The 24,202-nt window shown below is 72.6% G+C and carries 21 protein-coding genes; 3 read left to right on the top strand and 18 right to left on the bottom strand.

All coding sequences use genetic code 11. From position 1 onward, the window contains the following. Positions 1–9 precede the first annotated feature (9 nt). The 4 genes from BJ993_RS16800 to BJ993_RS16785 are packed head-to-tail and all read right to left on the bottom strand — an operon-like array spanning position 10 to position 4,104. Positions 10–909, bottom strand: a complete 900-nt coding sequence (locus tag BJ993_RS16800; protein ID WP_179650089.1) for a DUF1353 domain-containing protein — start codon at positions 907–909, stop codon at positions 10–12. 11 nt (positions 910–920) lie between these two features. Beyond that, entirely contained in the window at positions 921–1,673 is a 753-nt protein-coding gene (locus BJ993_RS16795; protein WP_179650088.1) for a matrixin family metalloprotease, read from the bottom strand. Continuing rightward, positions 1,670–3,661 carry a thioredoxin domain-containing protein gene (locus tag BJ993_RS16790; RefSeq protein WP_179650086.1) on the bottom strand — a complete coding sequence of 664 codons (1,992 nt, stop codon included), beginning with the start codon at positions 3,659–3,661 and terminating at the stop codon, positions 1,670–1,672. Before BJ993_RS16790 ends, BJ993_RS16795 begins: the two co-directional genes overlap by 4 nt. A 35-nt stretch (positions 3,662–3,696) precedes the next feature. Beyond that, on the bottom strand, positions 3,697–4,104 hold the full coding sequence (locus tag BJ993_RS16785; protein ID WP_179650084.1) for a four-helix bundle copper-binding protein: 408 nt from the start codon (positions 4,102–4,104) through the stop codon (positions 3,697–3,699). Positions 4,105–4,193: 89 nt separating this feature from the next. Here BJ993_RS16785 and BJ993_RS16780 point away from each other — a divergent pair, with 89 nt between their 5' ends. Further along, positions 4,194–4,574, top strand: coding sequence for a DUF4288 domain-containing protein (locus tag BJ993_RS16780; protein WP_179650082.1), 381 nt, complete (start codon positions 4,194–4,196; stop codon positions 4,572–4,574). A gap of 91 nt (positions 4,575–4,665) precedes the next feature. On the opposite strand, the gene BJ993_RS16775 is transcribed toward BJ993_RS16780, so the two are convergent. Further along, positions 4,666–5,973, bottom strand: coding sequence for an HNH endonuclease signature motif containing protein (locus BJ993_RS16775; RefSeq protein ID WP_179650081.1), 1,308 nt, complete (start codon positions 5,971–5,973; stop codon positions 4,666–4,668). 384 nt (positions 5,974–6,357) lie between these two features. On the opposite strand from BJ993_RS16775, the gene BJ993_RS16770 reads away from it, so the two are divergent. Beyond that, a complete protein-coding gene (locus BJ993_RS16770; RefSeq protein WP_179650080.1) occupies positions 6,358–6,633 on the top strand; it encodes a hypothetical protein in 276 nt (91 codons plus the stop codon). Between the two features lie 5 nt (positions 6,634–6,638). Here BJ993_RS16770 and BJ993_RS16765 read toward each other — a convergent pair whose 3' ends face one another. From BJ993_RS16765 to BJ993_RS16760, 3 genes are all read right to left on the bottom strand, one after another. Beyond that, positions 6,639–7,817 (bottom strand): N(5)-(carboxyethyl)ornithine synthase, encoded by a 1,179-nt coding sequence (locus BJ993_RS16765; RefSeq protein WP_179650079.1) that lies wholly within the window; start codon positions 7,815–7,817, stop codon positions 6,639–6,641. Further along, entirely contained in the window at positions 7,814–7,948 is a 135-nt protein-coding gene (locus BJ993_RS26025) for a hypothetical protein (protein WP_257026902.1), read from the bottom strand. Before BJ993_RS26025 ends, BJ993_RS16765 begins: the two co-directional genes overlap by 4 nt. 92 nt (positions 7,949–8,040) lie before the next feature. After that, a complete protein-coding gene (locus BJ993_RS16760; RefSeq protein WP_036548132.1) occupies positions 8,041–8,490 on the bottom strand; it encodes an Lrp/AsnC family transcriptional regulator in 450 nt (149 codons plus the stop codon). 132 nt (positions 8,491–8,622) lie between these two features. Here BJ993_RS16760 and BJ993_RS16755 point away from each other — a divergent pair, with 132 nt between their 5' ends. Continuing rightward, positions 8,623–12,159, top strand: coding sequence for an indolepyruvate ferredoxin oxidoreductase family protein (locus BJ993_RS16755; protein WP_308645604.1), 3,537 nt, complete (start codon positions 8,623–8,625; stop codon positions 12,157–12,159). A gap of 10 nt (positions 12,160–12,169) precedes the next feature. Here BJ993_RS16755 and BJ993_RS16750 read toward each other — a convergent pair whose 3' ends face one another. The 10 genes from BJ993_RS16750 to BJ993_RS16705 form a co-directional block, all read right to left on the bottom strand. Further along, positions 12,170–12,388, bottom strand: a complete 219-nt coding sequence (locus tag BJ993_RS16750; protein ID WP_218864729.1) for a hypothetical protein — start codon at positions 12,386–12,388, stop codon at positions 12,170–12,172. Further along, positions 12,385–13,407, bottom strand: a complete 1,023-nt coding sequence (locus BJ993_RS16745) for a peptidyl-prolyl cis-trans isomerase (protein WP_179650077.1) — start codon at positions 13,405–13,407, stop codon at positions 12,385–12,387. Before BJ993_RS16745 ends, BJ993_RS16750 begins: the two co-directional genes overlap by 4 nt. Beyond that, positions 13,407–15,671, bottom strand: coding sequence for an RND transporter family protein (locus tag BJ993_RS16740; RefSeq protein ID WP_179650076.1), 2,265 nt, complete (start codon positions 15,669–15,671; stop codon positions 13,407–13,409). Before BJ993_RS16740 ends, BJ993_RS16745 begins: the two co-directional genes overlap by 1 nt. Before the next feature lie 62 nt (positions 15,672–15,733). Beyond that, complete coding sequence (locus BJ993_RS16735) at positions 15,734–17,023, bottom strand: MlaD family protein (RefSeq protein ID WP_179650075.1); 1,290 nt, start codon at positions 17,021–17,023, stop codon at positions 15,734–15,736. Continuing rightward, positions 17,023–18,240 carry an MlaD family protein gene (locus BJ993_RS16730; protein WP_179650074.1) on the bottom strand — a complete coding sequence of 406 codons (1,218 nt, stop codon included), beginning with the start codon at positions 18,238–18,240 and terminating at the stop codon, positions 17,023–17,025. Before BJ993_RS16730 ends, BJ993_RS16735 begins: the two co-directional genes overlap by 1 nt. Continuing rightward, the gene (locus tag BJ993_RS16725; RefSeq protein WP_179650073.1) at positions 18,240–19,520 is read right to left on the bottom strand and encodes an MlaD family protein; all 1,281 of its coding nucleotides are present in this window, start codon (positions 19,518–19,520) and stop codon (positions 18,240–18,242) included. Before BJ993_RS16725 ends, BJ993_RS16730 begins: the two co-directional genes overlap by 1 nt. Further along, entirely contained in the window at positions 19,517–20,752 is a 1,236-nt protein-coding gene (locus BJ993_RS16720; RefSeq protein ID WP_179650072.1) for an MlaD family protein, read from the bottom strand. Before BJ993_RS16720 ends, BJ993_RS16725 begins: the two co-directional genes overlap by 4 nt. Beyond that, complete coding sequence (locus tag BJ993_RS16715; protein ID WP_179650070.1) at positions 20,752–22,110, bottom strand: MlaD family protein; 1,359 nt, start codon at positions 22,108–22,110, stop codon at positions 20,752–20,754. Before BJ993_RS16715 ends, BJ993_RS16720 begins: the two co-directional genes overlap by 1 nt. Further along, entirely contained in the window at positions 22,107–23,342 is a 1,236-nt protein-coding gene (locus BJ993_RS16710; RefSeq protein WP_179650068.1) for an MlaD family protein, read from the bottom strand. The genes BJ993_RS16715 and BJ993_RS16710 overlap by 4 nt, the downstream gene beginning before the upstream one ends. After that, on the bottom strand, positions 23,342–24,151 hold the full coding sequence (locus BJ993_RS16705; RefSeq protein ID WP_179650066.1) for an ABC transporter ATP-binding protein: 810 nt from the start codon (positions 24,149–24,151) through the stop codon (positions 23,342–23,344). The genes BJ993_RS16710 and BJ993_RS16705 overlap by 1 nt, the downstream gene beginning before the upstream one ends. Positions 24,152–24,202 lie beyond the last annotated feature (51 nt).

Raw genomic sequence — 24,202 nt, 5'->3', positions numbered from 1 at the left:
AGTGGCAGGTCAGCGGAATGGGCCGAGGCACAAAATGAGCACGAGCAGCGAGGCGCCGATCACAAGGGCGCCGGCCGTGAGCGCTGCGACCGGCCGGCGCCGCGCCAGCCACTCGGCCGCGAGGTAGGCCAGCGTGATCAGTCCGAGGGCCGCCGTGACGTGCAGCAGTACCGCCAGCGCGACGCCGCTGACCGCGCCGGCGACCGCGAAGCGTCCCCACGCCAGCCCGAGCACGACGGGTACGACGACCGCGCCGGCCAGGCCGCCCAGGAGCTCCTCGGCGAAGGGCCGCTCCCCCATCCAGGGCACCACGTCGACCACGTCGAACAGGTCGAGCGTCGCGAGCACCCCGAGCGCGGCGATCGCCAGCAGCGTCGCGGCGGCCACCACCAGGTAGCGCAGGTGCCGCCCGCGCGACCACTGCGTCGAGCCGGCCCGGATGGTGCCGAGGGTGACCGCCGACCAGACCAGCCAGCTGCGCACCGGCCCGGTGTCGGTGTCGCGCATCGCGTCACGGAAGACCCGGTCCGCGGCGACCCGGTCGAGGACGTGGCCCTCCTCGGAGACGTAGTCCGGGATCTCGTGGGGACCGTGGACGATCCCGTCGTGGAGCAGCGCCGGAGGCAGGTGGCGACCCGTGCGCGGCACCAGCCACGTGAAGATCGCGGGCACCGACGCGAGGTCGCTCTCGAAGGTGCCGGGGTCGGCGGGGACCAGCAGGACGCCGTACTCCCGGTCGCGGTAGGCGATGCGGCGCTGCATCCGGAAGCGCTCGGTACGGCGCCGCACTTCACCGACCTCCACGCGCTCCAGCACGATGCGGGGTGGCTGGGTCGGGTCCGGGTCGGCACTCGCGGTGCCGCCGTCGAAGAAGCGGCCGGGCTCCGCGGAGGTCTCGATCTGCTTCATCTGCCACCCCTTCAGGCGCACTGCCCCTTGCCGAGCCGGACCAGGCCGTTGCGGTCGCCCGTGCCGAAGTCGAGCAGGCCGACCTCGTCGGCGAACATCAGCTCGGCGGGCGAGTCGACGTGGTCGAGCCCGACGAGGTGGCCGAGCTCATGCAGCAGGATGGCACGTCCGCGGGCCTCCCCGTCGCGCTCGTCGTCGAGCTGCTCGTAGACGTCGCTGTCGAGGGTGACCTGACCGGTCACGTACCGGCGCCATCCGCCGGCGGGCGCCTGTTGCGACACCGCTCCCCCGACACCGGCCACGTCGCCGGAGAGCTCGTCGACCTCGTCCTCGTCCGCCCACGCGACCAGCACCGGCTCGCTGCGCCCGCGGGGCACGAGGCTCGCCTCCCAGGACGGACGGCGGTCGGTCTCGCCGACGTAGTCGAACTGCAGCCCGGTCAGGGCGGACACCTCCTCCACGGCGTCCTGCACGAAGGCGATCGCGTCGTCGGCGTCGCCCGGCGCACCGTCGGGATTGACCTCGTAGCGGATCTCGCGGCAGGGGTCCCACGCGACCGGCTGCCGCGGGTGGCCGGGCTGGGTCTGCAGGAAGGCGTGCACGCCACCGGGCGCGACGTCGGCGGGCGTGCCGAGCGGGTCCTGGCCGATCCCGAACACCCGCCGCAGGGCGGCCAGCTCGTCCCCCGGGCCGATGAAGACCATGACGACGAGGACCACCGCGCTGATGACCAGGGCGAGCCCCGACCGCCAGCGCTCGCTCATCCGATGTCGGCCGGGCTCGTCACCGGCCGCTCGCACACGAAGCCGCGGCAGACGTACGCCGCGGGGTGGCCCTCGACCGGGGTACGGCCGATCAGCAGCGGGATCCCGTCGACGGGACCGTCGGCGACCACGACGACGGCACCGGGGATCTCCAGCGCCCGCGCCTCGAGGGCGTCCCGCGCCGCCCCGGCCGGCCCGACGACGGCGACCTCGAGCGGCCCGTCGAGCATCGTCGTGGCCGCGGCCAGCGACCAGCCCGCGAAGCGCGGCGCCTTCTCGGCGAGGACGGCGACGGTCGCCAGCGCCCCCTCCGCGGCGTCGCGATAGCGCCCCTCGCCGGTCAGTGCGTGCGCCTCGACGAGCGCGTGGACCAGGCTGCTGAACCCGCTCGGGCTCGCGTTGTCGCCGGGGTCCCGCGGCCGGGTCACCAGCGCCTCCGCGTCCGCGTGGGTGTCGAAGAACCCGCCGTCCGGAGCGGCGAAGCCCTCGAGGGCGGTGTCGACGAGGCTCGTGGCGAGGTCCAGCCAACGCGGGTCCGCGGTGGCCTGCGCCAGCGCGAGGAAGCCCGACGCGACGCAGCCGTAGTCCTCCAGCACGCCCGCGTGGGCACCGGCCACACCGTCGCGGGAGACCCGCAGCAGGCGCCCGTCGCGCAGGTGGACGTCGACGAGGAGGCGGGCCGCCTCGAGCGCGGCCTGGAGGTAGTCGGGGCGCCCCAGGCGCCGGGCCGCGTCGACCAGCCCGCTGATCGCCAGGCCGTTCCAGGCGGCGACGACCTTGTCGTCCCGCGCGGGACGCGGGCGCTCCTCGCGGGCGGCGAGCAGGCGGCGTCGTACGTCATCGAGGCGGCGCCGCTCCTCGGCGTCGGCCGGGAAGTGGCGCAGCTGGAGGGTCGACGTGCCGTGCTCGAAGGAGCCCGCCGCGGTCACGCCGAAGATCTCGGCGGCCCAGGCGCCGTCGTCCGGCCCCAGCACCGCGACCAGCTGGGTGGGCGTCCAGACGTAGAACAGCCCCTCCTCCGCGTGCCCACCGGCCTCCCCCACGCTGTCGGCGTCGAGCGCCGAGGCGAAGCCGCCCTCGGCGGTGCGCAGCTCGCGGATCATGAAGTCGGCCGTCTCGGCGGCCACGCGGTCACCCTGCTCGGTCCCGAGCCGCGCGTAGAGCCCGACCAGCTGGGCGTTGTCGTAGAGCATCTTCTCGAAGTGCGGCACCACCCAGCCGCGGTCGACCGCGTAGCGCGCGAACCCGCCGCCCACCTGGTCGTACATCCCGCTCCCGGCCATCGCGGCGGTGGTGCGCGCCAGCATGTGCCGCGCCTTGGTCGTGAGGTCCGCCGGGCCGTCGTACCGGCGCAGGAACTCCAGCGCCATCGACGGCGGGAACTTCGGCGATCCCCCGAAGCCACCGGCCATCGGGTCGAACTCCGCCCCGAGCGTGCCGACGGCGGCGTCGATCCGCTCCGCCGTCAGCGTGTACGACGGCAGCGCGGCCTCGCGCCGCAGGTGCTCGGCCACGTTGCCGGCCGTCGTCCGCACGTCGTCGCCGCGGTCGACCCACGCGTTGCTGAGCGCCTGCAGCACCTGGGTGAACGACGGCGACCCGTGGCGCGGCTGGTCGGGCAGGTAGGTGCCGGCGAAGAAGGGCCTGCCCTCGTGGTCCATGACCACCGTCATCGGCCACCCGCCCTGCCCGGTCATCGCCGTCGTCGCCTGCATGTAGACCGCGTCGACGTCGGGCCGCTCCTCGCGGTCGACCTTGATGCTCACGTAGTGCTCGTTGAGGTAGTCGGCCGTCGCCTGGTCCTCGAAGGACTCGTGCGCCATCACGTGGCACCAGTGGCAGGCGGCGTACCCGACGGACAGCAGGATCGGGACATTGCGGCGCTTCGCCTCGGCGAAGGCCTCGGGACCCCACTCCCACCAGTCGACCGGGTTGTCGGCGTGCTGGAGGAGATAGGGCGACGTCGCGGACGCCAGGCGGTTGGGCACGGTCCCACGCTATCCGCGACGTGGCAGACGAGGGCTCACAACGTGGCGAGCAGGCGCTCGCAGGCCTCAGCGCACCGCCGGCAGGCACCCGCGCAGACCTCGCAGTGGCGGTGCATGTCGGCATGGGAGCTGCACTCGTCACCGCAGCTGCGACACGCCTCCGCGCACGCCGCGAGCACGAGGCCGGCGAGCGCGGCGGCGTCGTACCCGGCATGGCGGGCGAGGACGCGCGCCGTCGTAGTGCAGAGGTCGGCGCAATCGAGGTTCGCCCGGATGCAGCGACGCAGCGGATCGATCTCCGTCTCGCTCAGGCACGCCTCGGCACAGGAGGTGCAGGCCTGGGCGCACTCGACGCACGCGGCGATGCAGTCCTCGAGCAGCTGCCGGTCGTAGCGGATCTCGGTGGGGTGCGTCTGGATCATCGCGGTGATCGTCTGGGTCATGGCGGGCCTCCGTCCTCGTGCTCGTGGTGCCCTGCCGGGGGCGCGCCATACCGATGGCCCCGCCCAACCCTCGCCCGTACGGTGACGCCATGGCTGACGTCGATGGCACCGGGGACTGGTACGCCGTGAGGTGCATCTTCGTCAGCCGCGAGAACCACTCACCGGGCTCGCGTCGGCTCGAACCCGGCGAGGCCGCCTACGAGGAGCGGATCACCCTGTGGCAAGCCGCGAGCGCGGAGGCCGCGATCGCGCTCGCAGAGGCCGAGGCCGAGGAGTACGCCGACGTCGTCGAGTGCGAGTACACCGGACTCGCACAGAGCTACCTCTGCGAGGACGCGCCCGCGCAGGGGGTCGAGGTCTTCTCGCTGATCCGGCGCAGTCGACTCGAGCCGGACGACTACCTCGACCGACACTTCGACACCGGAGGCGAGTTCCAACGACAGGTGACGTCGGACCAGGCCAGCGGATAACCCCGTCGCCGCTCGCGTTGGCGGGATCACCGGCCGCCTCGCATCCTCGGCCCGCCGGCGCGACGGGTTCAGTCGTCAAGCGGCCCAGTCGTCAAGCGGCCCAGTCGACGGTGAGCTGCATCAGCGCGATCTCGGCGCGCGTGGGTGTCTGGTCAGCCGTGGTGCCGGTGACTCGTCGTGTGCCGGTCTGGTCGACCAGGTAGTGGGCCCCGTGTGGGTCTCGCCAGATGACGATCCCGGGGAAGGGTTGTCGGACTTGCCAGCCGGCGTGGGTCTTGATCCGGTGGTGAGTGCGGGTCATTGGGCCGAGGTTGTCGGTGGAGGTCGGTCCGCCCTCGGCGTAGGGGATCTGGTGGTCCAGATCGACCTTGCGGGACAGGTTCGCTGCGAACGGGAACGTGTCGCCGGGGTGGATCAGGTGCACGGCCTCACGGAGCTTGGCCGGGATCTCGTAGGCGTCGACTGATGCGCCCTGGTTGAGGTTGATGACCGGCTGGACCTTTACGCCGCTCGCGTAGTGCTCGACGAGGTGACGGACGTACTCAACGGTGAGCGGTCCGTGGCCTTCCATCCGGGCGATGGCGGAGTCGGGGGTGCAGTGCAGGACGATCTCGACCTTGGGCTTCACCGGACCCACCGTGAGGTCGACGTGGGCCTGAGGGTTGGTCAGGAGGGCAAGGGCGGCGACCCGGCGTTCGTTCTTGGTGGCGTCGGGCATCTGGTCCTCAAGTGCCTTGGCCACGGCTGTGACGCCGGCGTTGGAGCCGAGGATGAGGGCCGCGTCGGCGTGAAAGGTGAGGGTGGCCTTGCCGTGCTTGTTGATCCGTGAGACCCGGACGTAGTTGTCCTTGGCGGCGGCTTCTTCCTTGGCTCGGGCGAGCTCGGGGGAGGCGGCGGCGACCTTGCCCTCCACGATGGCTTCGAACCGGGTCCAGGCGAGCCGGCCGTCGGCGATCTCGACGACCTCCCCGTCCACCCACCCGGCCTCCTCGGCCGACAGTTCACGTGTCGCGTCGGCGACATGACGCGCATGCGTGGACCGCACTTTCCCGGCTTGGACGCCGGCCCAGAGCTTGGGGAGGCGGTGGACGAGGTCGACCGCGTCCGCAATGAGCCTCTTCGCGCCGTACGGTGACGTCTGGATGCGGGCGCCGAAGGTCGCCGCGGCGTACTCCGTGATCCGCGGCGTACCCACCGCACCCGCGGGCTTCGCGCGCTCCCGACCACGCTTGTCAGCAGGAGGAAGCGCGTCCGGTGAGTGCAGGACGGCCCACTGGTAGGCCGCTTCCAGGATGTCGCGCTCGGCATCGAGCCGGGCCGCATGCCGCTGCTCGGCGAAGGACAGCACCGCATCGGCGGACATGTCCGCGAGCTGGTGGTGTCGGTCGCGAGTGGCCATACCTGTATTGGATCACGGGGCTCCGACACAACCATCTGGCCCCGAACCTGCCTGTGCACAACGGCGCTCCCACCGGGCCTTGTGGAGGACAAGTGGCGCAAGGAGTGACTCGCGGAGCTGCCGGACCGCACCCGACCACCGGAACCCAGCCACCCGCCCACCGTCCTCGTCGCTGCGCTTGAAGACCCGACCACGCACCCAGCCGCAGGGCACAGCGGGTGCGCCGGAGCAAGGGGTCTCGTGACGGTCGCTGCGCGACCTCCTCGACCACCGAGGGCGCTGCGCGACCTCCTCGACCACCGGGTCGCTGCGCGACCTCCTCGACCACCGGCCACCTCCTCGACCACCGGGGATGTCGGACGGCTTCGCGGGCACCCCACCTGCATGCCCGTCTGCCTCGCCTGGCTCGGCGACCCCGCAGCAGCCGCCGAGGTGGTCTCCTCCCCCGGCCCGTGGCGTGAGGTCCGCGAGGCGGCGCCCGGCCTGCTACTGGTCGAGACGACCGAGACCACGTCCCGCGTCTTCCACGAGATCAAGTGGCTGCTGCCGGACGACTGCGCCCTCCTCGTCGCCCCCTTGGAGCGCCGTCCCAAGGCGCGGGGCGTGGCAGCGGGCACGGTCTCCTGGCTGCGCTCCCGCCTACCCCTGCCGGAGCGCTGAACCGCTCAGCGCTGCGAGATCGGCCACCGCAGGCCCGCGGGCGTCATCCGCCGGTGGGGCGGCTCGGCCGCGCGCCCCTGGAAGGCCAGGACCGCGGGATTGACCACCCGACCGTCGCGGATCTCGATGGCCCGGCTCAGCGTCTCGTCGGCGTCCCAGGCGGGGCCGCCCTCGAGCACGCGGCGCAGGAACGGCACGAGGGCGTTGCTGTTCTCCCACGTCGCCGAGTTCCACAGGTACGACGGCGTGTGGTCGACGCCGTAGTAGAGGACCTTGTCGCCGACGACGAAGGTCGGCTCCTCGAAGCTGGTGGGGCGGGCGAACGAGAAGCCCATGCCCAGGTCGCACGAGACGTCGACCAGGAGGCTGCCGGGCCGGAAGGCGGCGACGTCCTCCTCGGTCAGGTAGACGAGCGGGTTGGCGGTGTCCTGGAGCGTGCAGTTGACGACGATGTCGTTCTCGGCGAGGTACGACGGCAGCGGCTCGCGCCCCCGCTCGGTGATCACGCTGCTCGGCTGGTCACCGTCCGGCTCGTGCTCGAACTGTCGGATGCGCGCCGAGTGGATCGGCGAGCCCACCGCGGCGACGGCGCGGTTGGTGAGCACCGCGACCTCGTGCACGCCGTGGGCGTTGAGGGCGGTCACCGCGCCCCGGGCCGTGGCACCGAAGCCGATGACGACGGCGCTCAGCCGGCGGCCGTAGTCGCCGGTCAGCCCGGCGAGCTGGAGCGCGTGCAGCACCGAGCAGTAGCCCGCCAGCTCGTTGTTCTTGTGGAAGACGTGCAGCCCGACCGCACCGTCCTTCGTCCAGTGGTTCATCGCCTCGAACGCGATGAGGGTCAGCCCGCGGTCGATCGCGGCCTGGGTGAGGTCCGTGTCCTGGACGCAGTGCGGCCAGCCCCACAGCACCTTCCCGCGCCCCATGGCGGTCACGTCGGCGAGCTGGGGCTTGGGCAGCAGCACCACGTCGGACTCGGCGAGGATCTGCTCGCGCGAGGCGAAGCCGGCGACGTGGGCGGCGAGGGCCGCGTCGTCGACACCGAAGCCGGCGCCGTAGCCGTGCTCGAGCGTGATCCGCTGCCGGAGGTCGGCGTCGAGGGCCGGCAGGTGGTCGGGGTGGATCGGCAGCCGGCGCTCGTTCTCCTTGGCCGAGGACCCGATGACGCCCAGGCCCAGCAGGGTCACTTGCGGGTGCCGGGGTCGGCCTTGGCGGCGGGAGGCTCGCCGGAGGCCTTGTCGCGCTTGGCGGCGCGCTTCTCCTTGAGGGACTTGCCGGACTTCTTGGACATGCTCTGGCGCGGCGACTTGTCGCTCATGGCGGTATCTCTCTGAGAGGAAGCCTGGATGGCTCCTGCCCTCGACACTACGCCCAGGACCGCGGCGTCCTCCGCCCGGTCGTCCCGGGCGATCAGCCCGAGCGGGTCCACTGCTCCAGCACGACGAGCGTCTTCGTGCTGGAGATCCGTCCGCCCGAGCGCAGCTGGCTGACGACGCGGCGCAGGTCCTCGACCCCGTTGACCCGGATCCGGACCAGGGCGTCCGGGTCGCCGGCGAGGGTGAGCACCTCCTCGACCTCGGGCACGCCCGCGACGAACTCCATGATCTGCGCGAGGTCGAGGTCGTTGGAGAAGTTCAGCTCGGTGACGGCCTCGATCCCGGCGGCGATCCGGCCGTGGTTGATCTGCACCGTGTAGCGCTCGATCACGCCGAGCTTCTCCAGGCGCGCGATCCGGCGCTGGACAGGTGCGACGGTGAGGCCGACGGCGTCCGCGACCTCGCGCAGCGGGCGGCGCGCGTTCTCGCGCAGCAGGTCGAGGATGGCGTGGTCGGTGGCGTCGAGGATGGCCGGTTCGCTCACGCAACAAAGCCTAACCCCGAGAGTCGATCTGTTGCTCCCAGAGGGGCCAGCACGTCCTGCGGGTTGCGGATCGTCGCCAAACCCCACGACGACCGTTGTGACCGGGCCCACCGAGGGCGCATGCTCGTGCGCGTGACCGAGCAGCTGTTTCGCGCCCCGGGGCCGGCCGTGCCGGCGACGCCGTACGACCTCGACGACCGGTTCCGCGTCGCGGCCCCGCCGACGCTGCTGACGGGCGTCCAGGCGATCGCCCGGCTGCTCGTCGAGCACCGCGCGCTCGACCGCAAGCGCGGCCTGAAGACGGCCACCTTCGTGTCCGGCTACCAGGGCAGCCCGCTCGGCGGCCTGGACAAGATGCTCGCCGGGATGAAGGACATCCTCGACGAGAACGACATCCGCTTCGTGCCCGGCCTCAACGAGGAGCTCGCCGCCACGGCCGTGTGGGGCAGCCAGATCGACCTGCCGACCGACACGTCGCGCTACGACGGCGTGACCGGCTTCTGGTACGGCAAGGGCCCCGGTGTCGACCGGGCGACCGACGCCCTGCGCCACGCCAACATGTACGGCGTCAACCGCCGCGGCGGCGCCGTGCTGCTGGTCGGCGACGACCCGGCGTCCAAGTCCTCGACCGTGCCCGCGGTGAGCGAGCGCTCGCTCGCGGCCCTCGGCATCCCGGTGCTCTTCCCGCGCAACGCCACCGAGATCGTCACCCTCGGCCTGCACGCCATCGAGATGTCCCGCGCGTCGGGCTGCGTGGTGGCGCTCAAGATCGTCGCCGACGTCGCCGACGGCGCGTGGGTCGTTGACGGCGCCGACATCGACCTCGACCCGGTCATGCCGGCCATCGACTGGAACGGCCACCCCTACGCCTACACGCAGAGCCCGATCGTGCTGCGCCCGGCGATGATCGTCGGCGCCGAGGCCGAGCTCGTCGGCCCGCGGACCGCGCTCGTGCACGAGTACTCCGCCCGCAACGGCCTCTGCGTGACCGAGGTCGACGCGCCGGGTGCCCGGACCGGCCTGGTCGCTTCCGGCAGCTGCTTCGACTCGCTGCGCCAGGCGCTCGCCGACCTCGGCGTCACCGACGACGACCTGACCGCCGCCGGCTTCCGGCTGATGCGGATGGGCATGATGTCGCCGGTCGAGCCCGAGTCCGTACGCCGGTTCGCACAGGGCCTCGAGGAGATCATCGTCGTCGAGGACAAGACCTCCTTCATGGAGATGCAGGTCCGCGACCTGCTCTACGGCACGGAGAACGCGCCGCGGATCATCGGCAAGAAGGACGCCGCCGGGATGCCGCTGATCCCGGCCGACGGCGAGCTCACCTCCGGACGACTGCTCGCTCCCCTGCGCCACGTCCTGCAGGACCGGCTCACCATGAAGCCGCCGGCGCCGAGCCGCAAGCCGCTGCCGCTGCTGTCGGCCAGCCGGTCGGCGTACTTCTGCTCGGGCTGCCCGCACAACCGCTCCACCGTCATCCCGGAGGGCTCGCTCGGCGGCGGCGGCATCGGCTGCCACGCCATGGTGACCATCTCCGACCGTCCGTCCAGCGCGGTCGTCGGCGTCACCCAGATGGGTGGCGAGGGCGCGCAGTGGATCGGGCAGGCCTGGTTCACCGACGCCCCGCACATCTTCCAGAACGTCGGCGACGGCACCTTCTTCCACTCCGCCCAGCTGGCCGTCCAGGCCTGCATCGCGGCGGGCGTCAACATCACCTACAAGGTGCTCTACAACGACGTCGTCGCGATGACCGGTGCGCAGGACGCCGAGGGCGCGCTGCGAGTGCCGGCCCTCACCCACAAGCTGCACACCGAGGGCGTCAAGAAGATCATCGTCTGCGCCGACGAGCCCGGCCGCCACCGCCAGCGCGACCTCGCGCCGGGCACGCTGCTGTGGCACCGCGACCGGCTCGACGAGGCGCAGCGGATGCTGCGCGAGATCCCCGGCGTGACCGTCCTGATCTACGACCAGCACTGCGCCGCCGACGCCCGCCGCCAGCGCAAGCGGGGCTCGCTGCCCACCCGCACCAAGCGGGTCGTCATCAACGAGGCGGTCTGCGAGGGCTGCGGCGACTGCGGCATGAAGAGCAACTGCCTCTCCGTGCAGCCCGTCGACACCGAGTACGGCCGCAAGACCCGCATCGACCAGACGTCGTGCAACACCGACTACAGCTGCCTCGACGGCGACTGCCCGTCCTTCGTGACCGTCGAGACCGCGCCCGAATCCCGCCGGTGGTCGAAGAGGTTGCGCAGCAACCGTCACGAGACCCCGGCAAGGTCCGGGAAGAAGCGCACGGGCTACCCGACCCCGCCGACCGTCGCCCCGAGCCCCGCCGAGGAGCCGGTGACCGCGACCCAGAACGTCTTCATGGTCGGCATCGGCGGCACCGGCATCGTGACCGTCAACCAGGTGCTCGCCACGGCCGCCCTGCGCGCCGGGTACGGCGTCGAGTCGCTCGACCAGACGGGCCTGAGCCAGAAGGCGGGGCCGGTCGTCGGCCACCTCCGCTTCGCCGCGGGCGACCTCGAGCCGGCCAACCGGCTGACGCCCGGCTCCGCGGACTGCTTCCTCGGCTTCGACCTGCTCACCCTCGCCGAGGACCGCAACCTGCAGTACGGCAGCGCCGCGACGACCCGCACCGTCGTCTCCACCAGCCGCACCCCCACGGGCGCGATGGTCGAGGACCCGACCGTGCAGCACCCCGACGAGGCCGGCCTGCTCGACCGGGTCCGCACGGTCAGCGCCGACCTGTTCGACTTCGACGCCCTCGAGGCGGCGGACCGGATCTTCGGCAACACCGTGGCCGCGAACTTCCTGCTCGTGGGGGCGGCGTACCAGACCGGCGCGCTGCGCCTGCCGGCCGCCGCGATCGAGGAGGCCATCGCCATCAACGGCACCGCGGTGGCGGCCAATGTCGCCGCGTTCCGCTGGGGCCGCGTCGCCGTGACCGACCCCGCCGCGTTCCGGGCCGCCAACGAGCGTCCGGTCCGGGTGCGCGAGCGCCACGTCCTGGCGTCCGTCGCGGCCGCCGGCCTGGAGGGCGAGGTGCTCCGCCTCGTCGAGCAGCGGGCCGCCGACCTGGTCGACTACCAGGACGAGAAGCTCGCCGACTCCTATGTCGCGCTCGTCGCCGAGGTCGCCCGCGCCGAGCGGGAGGCCGGCACCGGCTCCCGGTTCACCGAGGCCGTCGCCCGCAACCTGTTCAAGCTGACCGCCTACAAGGACGAGTACGAGGTGGCGCGCCTGCTGACCGACCCGGCGTTCCTCGCGGAGACCGGCGGCGCCTTCCCCGGCGGCACGATCTCCTTCCAGCTCCACCCGCCGATGCTCCGCGCGATGGGCCGCGACAAGAAGATCGCCTTCGGCCCGAAGTCGCACGGCTCGCTGCGCGCGCTGGCGCGGATGAAGAAGCTGCGCGGCACGGCGGCCGACCCGTTCGGGCGCGCCCACGTGCGCAAGGTGGAGCGCGAGCTGCGCGACCACTACCGCGCGCTGGTGGCCGACCTGGCCCGCGGCCTCGCCGCCGACGACACGGCCGGCTACGACCGTGCCGTGCGGATCGCGGCCCTGCCGGACGTCGTGCGTGGCTACGAGGAGGTCAAGCTCCGCAACGTCGAGAAGTACGTCGCCGAGCTGGCCGACCTCGGCGTCACTCCCCCGGCGGTCTGAGACCCGCCCGTCAGACCAGCAGCAGGAGCACCGCGCCGGCGCCGAAGACCACCGCCACCACCTGGCAGGTCAGCGCCCCGCGGCGGAGCACCGCGATCCGGTGCTCCCGCTCCTCGCTCGGCAGGGCGTCGACCACGAGGTCGTGGGCCTGCGCCCTGCCCCACACGCCCAGCGGGAAGAGGAGGCAGGCCACGACCAGGCACGTGAACGCGTCGAGGAGGCCGATCACTGTGTGCCCCCACCCTCGGCGCCCTCGATGCCGGACTGCTCCCACGCGCTGACGTCGTAGGGGTCGCTGGGCCGGTAGTCCCGCTCGTAGCGGACGTCGGCGTCGTGCAGCCTGCCGGCGAGCCAGTCGCTCCACCGGGACTGCACCGCCTCGGACTCGAGGGTGCTGCGCAGCCGGGTCCGGACCGCCGCGAAGGTCGCGGTCGTGGCCGGCTCGATGCGGGTCACGATCCCGACATTCCACCCCTGGCTGCCCTGCACCGGCCCGTAGACCTTGCCGGCACCGGTGCGGAAGACGACCTCGGCCACCTCGGGCAGCAGGTCCGCCCGCGCCACCGCGCCCAGCCGGCCGCCCTTGTCGCGGGTGGCCGCGTCGATGCTGACCTTGCGCGCCAGAGCGGCGATGCCCACGCCTCTGTCGAGCTGGTCGCGGACCCGCTGCGCCTCGGCCAACGTGTCGACGACGACATTGCTGACGACGCGGCGCTCGGGGGTGCCGAGCGACGCCTTGCGCTCGGCGAAGGCGGCCCGCACGTCCGCGTCGCCCACGGCGACGTCACCCGCGACCTCGGCGAGCAGCTCGCGCAGCTCGAGCTGGCGTCGTACCTCCGCACGGACGGCCTCCTCGGAGGTGTTGACGTTGCCGAGCGAGTCGAGGAACGCGTCGCGGTCGCCGGCGAACCTCGCCTTGATGAACGCCGTCACGGCCTCCTCGACCTCCGCGTCGCTCACCTCCACGCCCTCCTCGTCGACGGCGCGGTCGAGCACGATGCTGATGGCCATCGACTTGGCGGCCTGGCGCCGGAACCCGTCGAGCTCCTTCGCGTCGAGCGGCTCCTGGATGCCGTAGAGCGCCCGCAACGAGTCGTTGCGCGCGTCGAGGTCGTCGACGGTGACGACCTCCTCGCCGACCCGGAACGCCGTCCCCTCCGGCGCCTCGTCGGCCCACGGCCGCCACAGGAGAAGGCCGGCGGCGACGACCGCCACGACGGCCAGCACGATCGGGATCCTCTGCTTCATCACACCTTCTCCAGCACCTTCGGTGTCTCTTCGTGTACGACGCCCGCCCGCTCCCGCGGCGTCGCCGCCGGCAGGAGCGCCCAGACGAGCAGCCGCGAGGCGCCCAGCGCGACCGCGACGGTCACGGCGAGCAGCACCCCGAACCCGCGGATCAGGCCGAGGTCCGACACGGCCAGCACGGCGTAGCCGGTGGCCGACGCGGCCGCGGCGAGGTCGACCGCGCGGGCGAGCATCCGGTCTCCCCTGCGCTGGGCGAGCGCGAGCAGGACCGTGAACTCGCAGGCGACCGCGGCCGTCAACGAGCCGAGGCCGGCGGTCATGGGCGTCAGCGCCACCCCGGTGACCGCGATGCCGAGCGCGACCAGGCCCGAGGCGACCGCGGCCGAGAGCATCGCGACGAGCGCGACCCTCCGCTCGGGCAGGAGCGCGAGCAGGGCCAGGCCGGCGGCGACGATGCCGAGCACCGCGCCGAGCAGCCGCTCGTCGTCCATCGCCTCCTGCGCGGACACCGCGACCATCGGCAGCCCGGCGACCTCCACGTCGACCGACGCGGGCGCGGTGGCGGCCACGTCGTCGAGGTAGTCGCGCAGCACGGCCAGCCGCTCCACGTCGTCGAGGTCGACGCCGTAGGTCATCACGGCCGTCCGCCGGTCCGGGCTCACCACGCTGGAGGCGAGATAGGGCGGCAGCAGCCGCAGCGCGGCGTCCACCTGGGAGGCCTCCGGCTCCCCGCCGAGGAAGGACAGCACGTCGCCCGGCGACAGCACCGCGCTCAGCTCGTCGCCGTGCTCGGCGATGACGTCGCGGCGGGTCCGGCTCATCCAGGCGAAGCTCTCGGCGTCGAGCACGTCGTCGCCGCGGACGACGAAGGCGACCTCGCCCGAGGCGCCGAGCACGCGCTCGACGCCGCGCGCCTCGTCGTACTCGGGGAGGCCGGAGGCGAGCGAGGTGAGGTCGGACTGGAGGGACAGCGAGGGGAAGATCGCCCAGCCGCCGACCGCGGCGAGGACGGGCACGAGCAGGATCGAGATCCGGGTCGATCGCGCCAGGCCACCCGGCGCCGGACGCGACGCGTCGGGCGAGGCCGGCGCCGCTGGGAGCTCCGGCTCGGCCGGACCCCAGCGGTGGATGCCCAGGGACACGAGCACGGTCACCAGCAGGCCCACCGCAAGGCTGACGCCGAGGTCCGCGACGGCCGGGACCGGCGCGACCGCGAGCGCCCCGAAGCCGGCGGCCGAGGCGAGCGCCGCCGCGAGCACCGTGCGCGGCCCGGCGTTGCGGTGCAGGTAGGTCATGAAGTCGGAGCCGATGCCCAGCAGGACGGGCAGGAACGCGACCGCCGTGAGCGCGAGCGGGCGCCCGGCCCAGCCCGCTACGGAGAGCGTGACCGCGGTGCCGAGCAGGCTCGCTCCGAGCGGCAGCAGGCGCAGCCGGCGGCGGGTCCAGCTGGTCAGCAGGAACCACGCCCCGACGGCGACGACGGCGAGCCCGCCGAGCAGTGGCACCTCGTGCCGGACCTGCTCCCCCAGCGCTGCGACGACCGTCGGGATGCCGGTGACGGTGGTGCTGCTGGCCTTCAGGTCGCTGTCGCGCACGGCCGCGTCGACCGCCGCGACGAGGTCCTCGGTGTCGCTCTGCGGCAGCGATGCGTCGGGGCGGACGAGCAGCGCGACCGCGTCGGGCCGGGGCACCAGGAAGTCCCACTGCGGGCGGGGATCGCCCTCGTCGTTGAAGATCACCCGGTCCACGAACGCCTGGTTGTGGAGGGTGGGGAGGCCGCCGGGCATGCCCTTCGCGAGCAGGGCGGCGTACCTCTCGTCGAAGGCCTGCGTGGCCCGTACGCCCGCCGCCGCGACCTCCTCCGGCGAGGCGCGGCGCTTGCGTGCCTGCGCCTCCGCCTTCGCCCGCAGCCCGTCGCGGTAGCCGCCGAGCTCGGCGAGCAGGTCCTGCGCCTGGCCGGCGATCTGGTTGAGCACGGTGCCCGGCCCGTACACGGCCTTCACGTGCGGCAGCGCGGCCAGCTCCCCCTCGAGCTGCAGCAGCGCCGGGAGGTTCTCCTTGAGCAGCAGCTCACGCGGCTTCGCCGACTCGATGAGTACGACGACCGGGTCGCCCCCGAACTGCGCGGCCATCTCCGACGTGGCCCGCGCGACCGGGTCGCCGGCCGGGACGAACTCGTTGACGCCGGTCTCCACCTCCACGCGGAGCAGGCCGGGGACGAGCAGGGCGGCGAGCACCGCCAGCACGCCGAGGGCCGCGGCCACGCCAGGCAGGGTGCGTGGCCGCGGTGTCCTCGGGGCGGGCAGTGCCCGGCGCAGCAGGCTCATCAGGGGATCGGGTCCTCTTCGATGCGCGGGTACTCCCCGGTGAACTCCTCCGGGTCGTTGTGGGCGCCCGGCGCCGGGTAGGGGTTGTACATCGTCGTCGGGCTGGCGTCGAGCGGCAGGTTGAGCGAGCTGACCCCGAGGATCGGCTTGACCCGGGCGATCGGGCCGTTGGTGTCGGACGAGCCGACGAAGCCGATGAAGTTGGTCCAGTAGGAGACGAGGTCGCGGCCGTAGGGCTGCAGGTAGGCCAGCATCGGGTTGAGGTCGGCCATGTTGACCTGGAGGGTCTCCAGCAGCGGGCTGGCGGCCTTGCGCAGCGGGCTCAGCCGGGTCAGCGTCGCGGGCGCCCGGTCGAGGGTCGTGTCGAGCGACGGGAGCATCCCGCGCAGGTCCTCGGTCGTCGCCGGCAGCTCGAGCAGCGCCGCGCTCAGGTCGGGGGCGGCACCGCGCAGGTTGTGCGACACGGTGCCCAGCGGCGTGGTCAGCGCGGCGAGGCTGTCGCTGGCCTTCTCCGTCGTGACCAGCAGCGGCGGCAGCGCCCGCATGAGGGCCTCGACGTCCTGCTCGTGGCCCGCGGTGACCGCGGTGAGGGTCTGCGCGTCGCGGGTCAGGTCGACGATCCGTCCCTGCTGCGTGTCGAGCGCGTCGAGGACGACGGTCGAGCTCTTCACCAGCTGCCGCAGGTCGTCGGACTGCTGCGCGAGGGCCTCCAGTGCGCCGGCGTTCTCCCCGAGGTCGCCGAGGCCGGTGAGCACGGCGTCGACGTCCTCGCGGGTCCCCTTGGTCGACTCACCGCCGGACCGGATCAGGCCGGAGAGGTCCTTGCGCGTCCTCGCGTCGAGGCTGGTGAGCACGTCGTTGAGCTGCACGCTGCCCTTCGCCGCGCTGGCGGGCAGGGTGTCGCCGTCGGCGTACGCGGATCCGTCGCCGTCGACGATCTCGAGGTAGGTCTCCTCGATCATCGTCTTGTTGCGGATCGTGATCACCGCCCCCTCGTGCAGGGGTACGACGTCGTCGTCGAGCTCGAGGGTGACCATCGCCTTGTCGCCGTCGACCTCGATCCTCTCGACCTGCCCGACCTCGACACCGGCGATGCGCACGTCCGACTGGAAGACGAGGTTGTCGATGTCGTCGTACGGGACGGTGAGCTGGTAGCCGGAGCGGGACAGGGCCGGGATCTTCCCGCCGGCCTGGGTCCACAGGAAGCTGATGATCAGCGTGCAGACGGCGAGGAAGGCCAGCAGCGTGAGGCCGCGGAGCTTCGGGACGGCCTGGTAGGGGATGCGCATCAGCCGAGTCCTCCCACGGTTTCGGGCGAGAGCTGGAAGAGGCCTCGCAGGATGCCGCGGTTGGCGTCGCGGAGGCTGACCACGGAGTTGGTGTTGTAGACGAAGGCCGCGAGGTCGTCGAGGCGCGGCACGAGCATCTGCGTCAGCGGCTGGGTGTCGGCCGTGATCGGGCGCAGGTCACCGGCGATCCGCCGGAGGTCGGGCGACGCCGCGCGCAGGTCGCCCACGACCGGCCCGGCCTTGTCGAGGACCGGCTTCGCCTCGCGGATGAAGTCGTCGAGCTCGTCGACGCTGCCGTTGAAGCTCCTCAGCGCGCCGGGCAGCTCGTCGCTCGCCTTGCGCACGTCGTCGAGCGTCGGGTCGAGCTGCTCGGCCAGGGCCACGACGCTGCTCGACGTGGAGCGCAGGTCGCGGGACAGCTCGGGCAGCTGGGCGAGCGTGGCGTCGAGGTTCTCGCGCTTGCCCGACAGGGTGCCCAGCGTGGCGCTCAGCGAGCTGGCCATCCGCTCCAGCCGCACGTCGTTGGTGCCGGCCGCGGACGAGACCTCGGCGAGGGCGTTGACGAGGCGGGCCAGGTTCTTGCGCCGGGTCTCGAGCCGGTCCATCACCGGCGCGAGCTCCTCCAGCAGCGCGTTGGTCTGGTCGAGGCCGGCCGGCAGCGTCTTCGGCGCGCTGACCAGGGCGACGTCGGACTCGGCGAAGAGCGAGCTCATCGCCGCCTGGGTGTTGGTGTCCAGGTGCGCGAGCACGTCGTCGACCTGGATCGGCGAGACCGTCTGGTCGACCGGGATCGTGTCCCCGTCGGCGAGCACCGGAGCGTCACCCGTGCCGGGGCTGATCTCGATGTACATGTCGTTGAGCGGGCTCTTCGGCCGCAGCAGCACCCGGGCGTCCTGGTGCACGACCTGGCCGTCGTCGATGCGCAGCTCGAGCCGCGCCATCCCGTCAGCGGTGATGTCGGTGCCCCGGATGTCGCCGACCGGTACGCCGGCGATCCGCACCTCCTGCCCGTTGCCGGGGCTGACCCCGGCGGCCTCGTCGAGGTCGACGTAGAGGGTGTACCTGTCCTCCCACGGCGGGTTGAACCGCTCGTGCGCGAGGAAGTAGCCGCCGACCGCCGTACCGAGCACGACGAGGACCGCGAACGCGACCAGGTTGCGGCCGAGGCCGGGCTCGCTGCGAGCCCGCTCCCAGAACTTCGTCACCGAGCTGCGCATCACTGGCCTCCCTTGGTCAGCGCCACCAGGAGGTCCTCGAGGCTGATCGGCAGGCCGGCGAGCGAGCCGGGCCCCATGCCGGGGAGGAACGAGACCATCGAGCCGTTCTCGTCCATCATGTTGGCCTGCGTGAGGTTGGCGAACATGTAGCCGGTCTCCTTGTAGAGCGGGCGGTCCGCGCCGCCGCCCTCGTACTCGCCGGTGCCGTGCCACGACGACGTGAGCTGGTCGACGATCGGGCCGTTGACCCGGTCCAGCACCGGCCCGCGGACGTTGTCGACGGTGGCGTCGAGGTCGCGGCTGATCGGGATGAGGGTGGTCACGAGCGGGCGCGCGTCGCGCAGCACCCCGCGCAGGTCGCGTACGACGGGCCGCGCGCGACCCAGCACCGGGTCGGCGTGGTCGAGCAGCCGGGCCAGCTCGCGCACCGACGGCCGGGCCGGGTCGGCCGTGGCCTCCAGCGACGCGAGCACGCCGTCGAGGCTGTCGAGCAGGGAGGCCGTCTCGTCGAGGCTGGCCGGCATCGTCCGGGCCGCCTCGGCGACGTCGTGGCGCCGGACCTCGAGGACGCGGGCGGTGGTGGCCAGTGCGTCGACCGTGTCGCCCAGCCGGGCGTTCTCCGACGACAGCACCGTGGAGGCGTTCTCGCCGCCCCGGACCAGGTCCGCGAGGTCGGTGCGCGGCGACGTGCCCTGCAGGGCGCGCAGCACGTCGTCGGTCGACCGAAGGGTGCCGGGCGCCGACTCCAGGATCTCCCGCAGCGCGCGGGTGCCGCCCTCGTCGAGGGTGCTGTCGAGGGCCTTCGTGCTGCTGCGCACGCCCGTGCGGGCGTCGGCGGGGAAGGCGCTGGCGACGCCGTCGAGCTCGACGGGGAGCTCGGTGCGCTCGACGGGGATGGTCCCCTCGAACTCGCCGCGCCGGCCGCCCGGCACGATCTCGACGTAGTAGTTGCCGCCGAGCAGGGTCGTCGGGCGCACGCGGGCCGAGGGCGCCGTACCCATGGCCTTGCGGGTGTCGTCGTCGACCTTGACGGTCACGGTGGTGACACCGTCCTCGTCCTCGACCGAGCGGACGACGCCGATGTCGACACCCGACATCTTCACGTCGGAGACCGAGGTGCGCAGCCGGTGCGCCTCGCTGAACTGGATCTGCACCGTGTCGCCGGGCCGCAGCATGGCGGCCAGCTGTGCCTTCTGGAAGAGGAGCGCGCCGGACACCGCGGCCACCGCCACGAAGATCCTGCCGAGGCTCAGGGCGCTGAGTCGGGGCTTGCTGTTCATCGGGTCTCCCCCGGGGCCGGGTAGGGATCGCGCGTCGCCGCGCCGGGGACGCCCAACGACTCGGCGCCGGGCAGGAGCAGGATCCGCAGCCAGTGGCCGGCCCGGTCACCGCTGGACAGGGCACCGGACGCGTTGGTGTGGAAGTAGGCGATGTCCTCGGCGTAGTCGCCGACCACGCTCGCGACGGGCGCCGCGCTGTCACCGGTCTTGATCAGCTGGTGCACCAGCGGCCGCAGGTCGGTGACCAGGCCGTCGAGGGCGACGACGCCGCGCTCGGCGTCCTCGTTGACGCCCGGCACCTTCCGCAGCGGCGTCAGGGACTCGCGCAGGAAGGCCCGCAGGTCGGGGGTCGCACGGCCGAGCGCCGTCGCCCCGGGTCGGACCTGCCGCATCGCGACGGCCAGGTCGGCGAGCGGCTCGTCCAGCCCGGTCAGCGCCGAGTGGGCGGCGTCGAGGGTGTCGGGGGCCTGGTCGAGCGAGGCCCGGACCTGGTTGCCGTCGTCGGCTCCGAACGCGTCCACGGTCACGGCCATCTCGTCGACCAGCGCCGCGAGCTCGTCGTCGCGCGTGGCCAGCCGGCCGCTGAGCCGGTCGGCCGACTCGAGCATGTCCCCCAGCGGTACGCCGCCCTGCGCCGCGAGGGCCTCGGACACCTCGCCGGTGGAGGTGAGGATGCCGGGTGCGTTGCGGGCGAGCTCGTGGAGGTCCTGCTCGTGGCCGATCATGCCGCCGCCGAGGTTCTGCAGGGTGGTGGCCGCCGCCTCGCGCGTCTTCGGGTCGAGGACGTCGAGCAGCTCGTTGATGTCCTCGGTCTTGACCGTCTGGCTGGCCGGGATCACCTCGTCACCGCGCAGCGGGCCCGTGGACGGGTCGCCCGGGTCGAGGGTCACGAACTTCTGGCCGAGGCCGGACCGGTCGGAGATGCGCGCCGCCTCGGCGTTCTCGTAGAGCTTGGTGTCGGGGTCGTCGAGCTTGAGGACGGCGATCGCCCTGCCGTCCTCGAGGAGCAGCTCGTCGACGTACCCGACCCGGTTGCCGGCGATCCGCACGTCGTCACCGGTGTTGAGGCCGCTGAGGTCGTCGAACTCGACACGGACCTCGCGGCGCTCCGCGAGCGGCATGCCGTGCGTGGCGTTGAGCCCGAAGACCACGGCGCCGCCGAAGAGCACGAGCACGGCGGTGCCGATGCCGAGCGGGCTGCGCAGCCACGAGAGCAGGGCGTTGTCGGTCATCACTTGCCTCCCAGCAGCAGGCCGAGCAGGTCGAGCTCCTGCTGCTCGCTCAGCCCGGTGGCGCTGTCGCCCTTCGGCTGCAGCAGTCCTCCGAGCACGCCGTCGAGCCCGTCGAGCAGGCCTCCGGACTTCGGCGTGGCCGGCTTGTCGCCGGTGCCGCTGCCCTTCGGCTTCGCGGCCGACGGCTTGGTGCCGGCGACCGGCAGCAGGCCCAGGATCGTGTCGGGGTCGACGACGTAGTGCGCCCGGAAGTAGTGCGAGAGGCCGTCGTACCCGTTGGTGGTCAGCGCCCAGTAGCGGATGTAGTTGAAGACGTCCTCACGGTTGCGGGTGATCGCCTTCGTCAGCCGCTGGACGCCGTCGGTGCTGGTCGCGAGGCCTCCCCCCGCGCGGCGGGCGTCCGCGGCGACCGGGGCCGCCGCCTTCAGCAGCTCGTCGGCCTTGCGCAGCACCGGCTCGGACGTCGCGAGCGCCGGGTCGAGGGCGTCGGAGAACGCCCGCAGCTCGGTGGCCAGCACCGGCAGCTTGTCGGTCAGCGGGCGCAGCTCCGCCAGCGTGGGGGCCGTGTCGTCGGCCGCCGAACGGAGGTTGCCGAGGGTCGTGCGGAGCACGCGGAGCGTGCCGGGCAGCTTGTCGAGGGTCTGCTCCAGCTTCGCCTGCCGCTCCCGGACCGCGGTGAGCACCTTGTCCGAGGAGTCGACGAGCTGGTCCATCGCCTCGCCGTCGCGGGTGGCGAGCGCGCTCGCCACGGGCTCGAAGTTGGTGATCAGCCGCGACAGCAGCTCGTTGTGCTCGTCGAGCACCGCCGCCATCGCACGGGTGTCCTTCAGGCTCGGCGACAGCAGCCGCAGTGCCTCGTCGACGTTCTCCCCGTTGCCCTGCATGCCCTCGCCGAGGGTCGAGAGCAACGCGCGCAGGCCTTCTCCGGTGGGCTGGTCGACGGTGTTGAGCGCCTCGTCGAGGCCGACCGACGTGGCCGTCTGGGCGACCGGGATCACCGTGTCCTCGTCGAGGAGCGGAGCGTCGGGGCTGCCGCGGTCGAGGTCGACGTACCGCTCGCCGAGGAGGCTGACCGGGCGGATGGTCAGCCGGGCGTCCTCGTGCAGCGGTCGCGCCTCGTCGTCGAGCTCGAGGGCGACCTCGGCCAGCCCGTCGACGACCTTCAGGCTCTTCACCGACCCGACGACGACGCCGTCGATCTTGACCTGGTTGCCCTCGACCAGGGGCGCAGCCGAGGCGAACTGCGCCGTGACCACGTCCGCGTCGTCCTTGCCGGCCCTCGCGGCCACGGCCGTGACGGCGGCGGCGATCAGCACGGCCACGAGGCCGGCGCGACCGACGTCCTTCGCGGTGTTCATCGCATCTCGCTTCCGTAGGCGTCGGTCCACGGCTGGCCGACGGGCGAACCCGGGTCGGGGGTCAGGTTCTGGGTGATGCCGGGGCCGGGCTTGCCGGTCGGGCTGGGGATGACGCTCTCCAGGCCGGCCTGGATGAGGAACCGGACGTAGTGGCCCTGGTTGTCGCGGTTGCCGCCCGCCGAGCCCCAGTTGGTGGCCCAGCCGGTGATCTCCGGCGTGTACGGGCGCAGGAAGTCGAGCACCGGCGTGAGGCCGGTCATCGCGTCGTCGGCGTCGGGTGCGGCAGCCGTGCTGCCGTCGAGCAGGCCGGGCGTGATCCCGAGCAGCTGGGACAGCCGGTCGAGGGTCGGACGCAGGTCGCCGACCGTCGGACGCAGGTCCTGCAGGAGCGGGCGCAGGTCGCGCGAGACGGACTCGAGGCTGCCGGTCGCCGGCGCCAGGTCCTCCAGCAGCGGCAGGGTCTTGTCGACGGTGCCGGGCACCCGGGCCAGCGTGGCGTTGGCCTTGTCGAGCACCGGCGGCAGCTTGTGCAGCGTGCTCCCGACGCTGCGCTCCTGGGCGGCGATCGTGTCGGTCGCCGAGGCGAGCGAGGTGACCACCTGCTCCAGGCTGTCCCCGCGCGAGGCCAGGATCTCCATGGTCTCGTTGAACTGGGTGACGATCTGCTTGATCGCCTCGCCGTCGGTGCCGACCTCCCGCAGCACCGCGCCCAGCTGCTCCAGCGCCGGGCCCGCGGCCTTCAGGCTCGCGTTGGCGTCGCTCTCCCGCCCCTGGAGGGTCTCCTGCAGCCGGCTCACCAGCGACGACAGGTGCTTGCGGGTCGGTGCGTCGAGCGCGGACAGGACGGCGTCCAGCTCGACCGGCTCACGCTGGACACCCGCGAGCATCGCCCCCTCCGGCAGCTCCGCGTTCTTCTCCGCACCGTCGACCACGCGGACCAGCCGCTCGCCCAGGGCTGCCTTCCACACCACCTCGACCGTCGCCCCGTCGTGGAGCGGCACGAACTCGTCGTCCAGGGTCAGCGTGACCAGCGCCTTGCCGTCCTTGACCTCGATGTCCTTGACGCTGCCGGCCTCGTAGCCGTCGTACATCACCGAGCTGCCGACGAAGAGGTTGCCCGCATTGGGCAGTACGGCGCGGACCTCGTAGTCGCCCGTCCGCTCCACGGCCGCCGCGGCGCCGCCGACGAGGGCGACCGAGAGCAGGCCGACGACGATCGATCCCCGATTCATCAGTCCATCCCCAGCGGGCCGGCGGAGTCGCCGGCCAGGAACTGCCGGACGAAGGCGTTGTCGGAGTTGAAGGCGGCATCCGCCTCGCTGTAGTGGATGCACTTGCCCTTCCACACGACGCCGATGTAGTCGCTCACCTTCCGCGCCGTCGCCATGTCGTGGGTGACGACCATGTAGGTGCCCTTGTGCCGCTCGTGCATCTCGAGGATCACGTCGTTGAGCAGGCTCGTGCGGACCGGGTCGAGGCCGGAGTCGGGCTCGTCGAACATGACGATGTCGGGGTCGAGGATCAGCGCCCGCGCGAAGCCGGCCCGCTTGCGCATGCCGCCCGAGACCTCGCTCGGCAGCTTGGCGGCCGCACCCTCGAGACCGACCTCCTGGAGGCGGTCCATGACCAGGTCGCGGATGTCCTTCTCGTGCATGTCGGTGTGCTTGCGCAACGGGAAGCAGACGTTGTCGAAGATGTTCATCGACCCGAAGAGGGCCCCGTCCTGGAAGAGCACGCCGAAGCGCTTGCGCAGCTCGTAGCGCTCGGGCTTGCTGATCTTCCAGATGTCCTGGCCGAAGATCAGCACCTCGCCCTGGTCGGGCTCGAGCAGCCCGACGAGGTGCTTGATCAGGACGCTCTTCCCCGTGCCCGACGGACCGAGGATGGTGGTGATCGCGTCGTCGACGAAGTTGAGGTTCATCCCGGTCAAGATGTCGTAGGGACCGAAGCTCTTGTGGACGTTGCGGACCTCCATCGAGTGCGGGCCGCGCGAGCCCGTCGGGCTCGGAGTGGCGGCGTGCGCCGGAGCAAAAGTGGTCATGACGAGGTGTCCTCTGCGTGAGGGTGGACGGGGAGCAGGACGCGGGGCGCG

It is taken from the genome of Nocardioides aromaticivorans, assembly GCF_013408525.1.
Taxonomy (GTDB): domain Bacteria; phylum Actinomycetota; class Actinomycetes; order Propionibacteriales; family Nocardioidaceae; genus Nocardioides; species Nocardioides aromaticivorans.
Note: the sequence above shows the minus strand (reverse complement) of the source record. Positions and strands in the feature narration are given on the sequence as shown.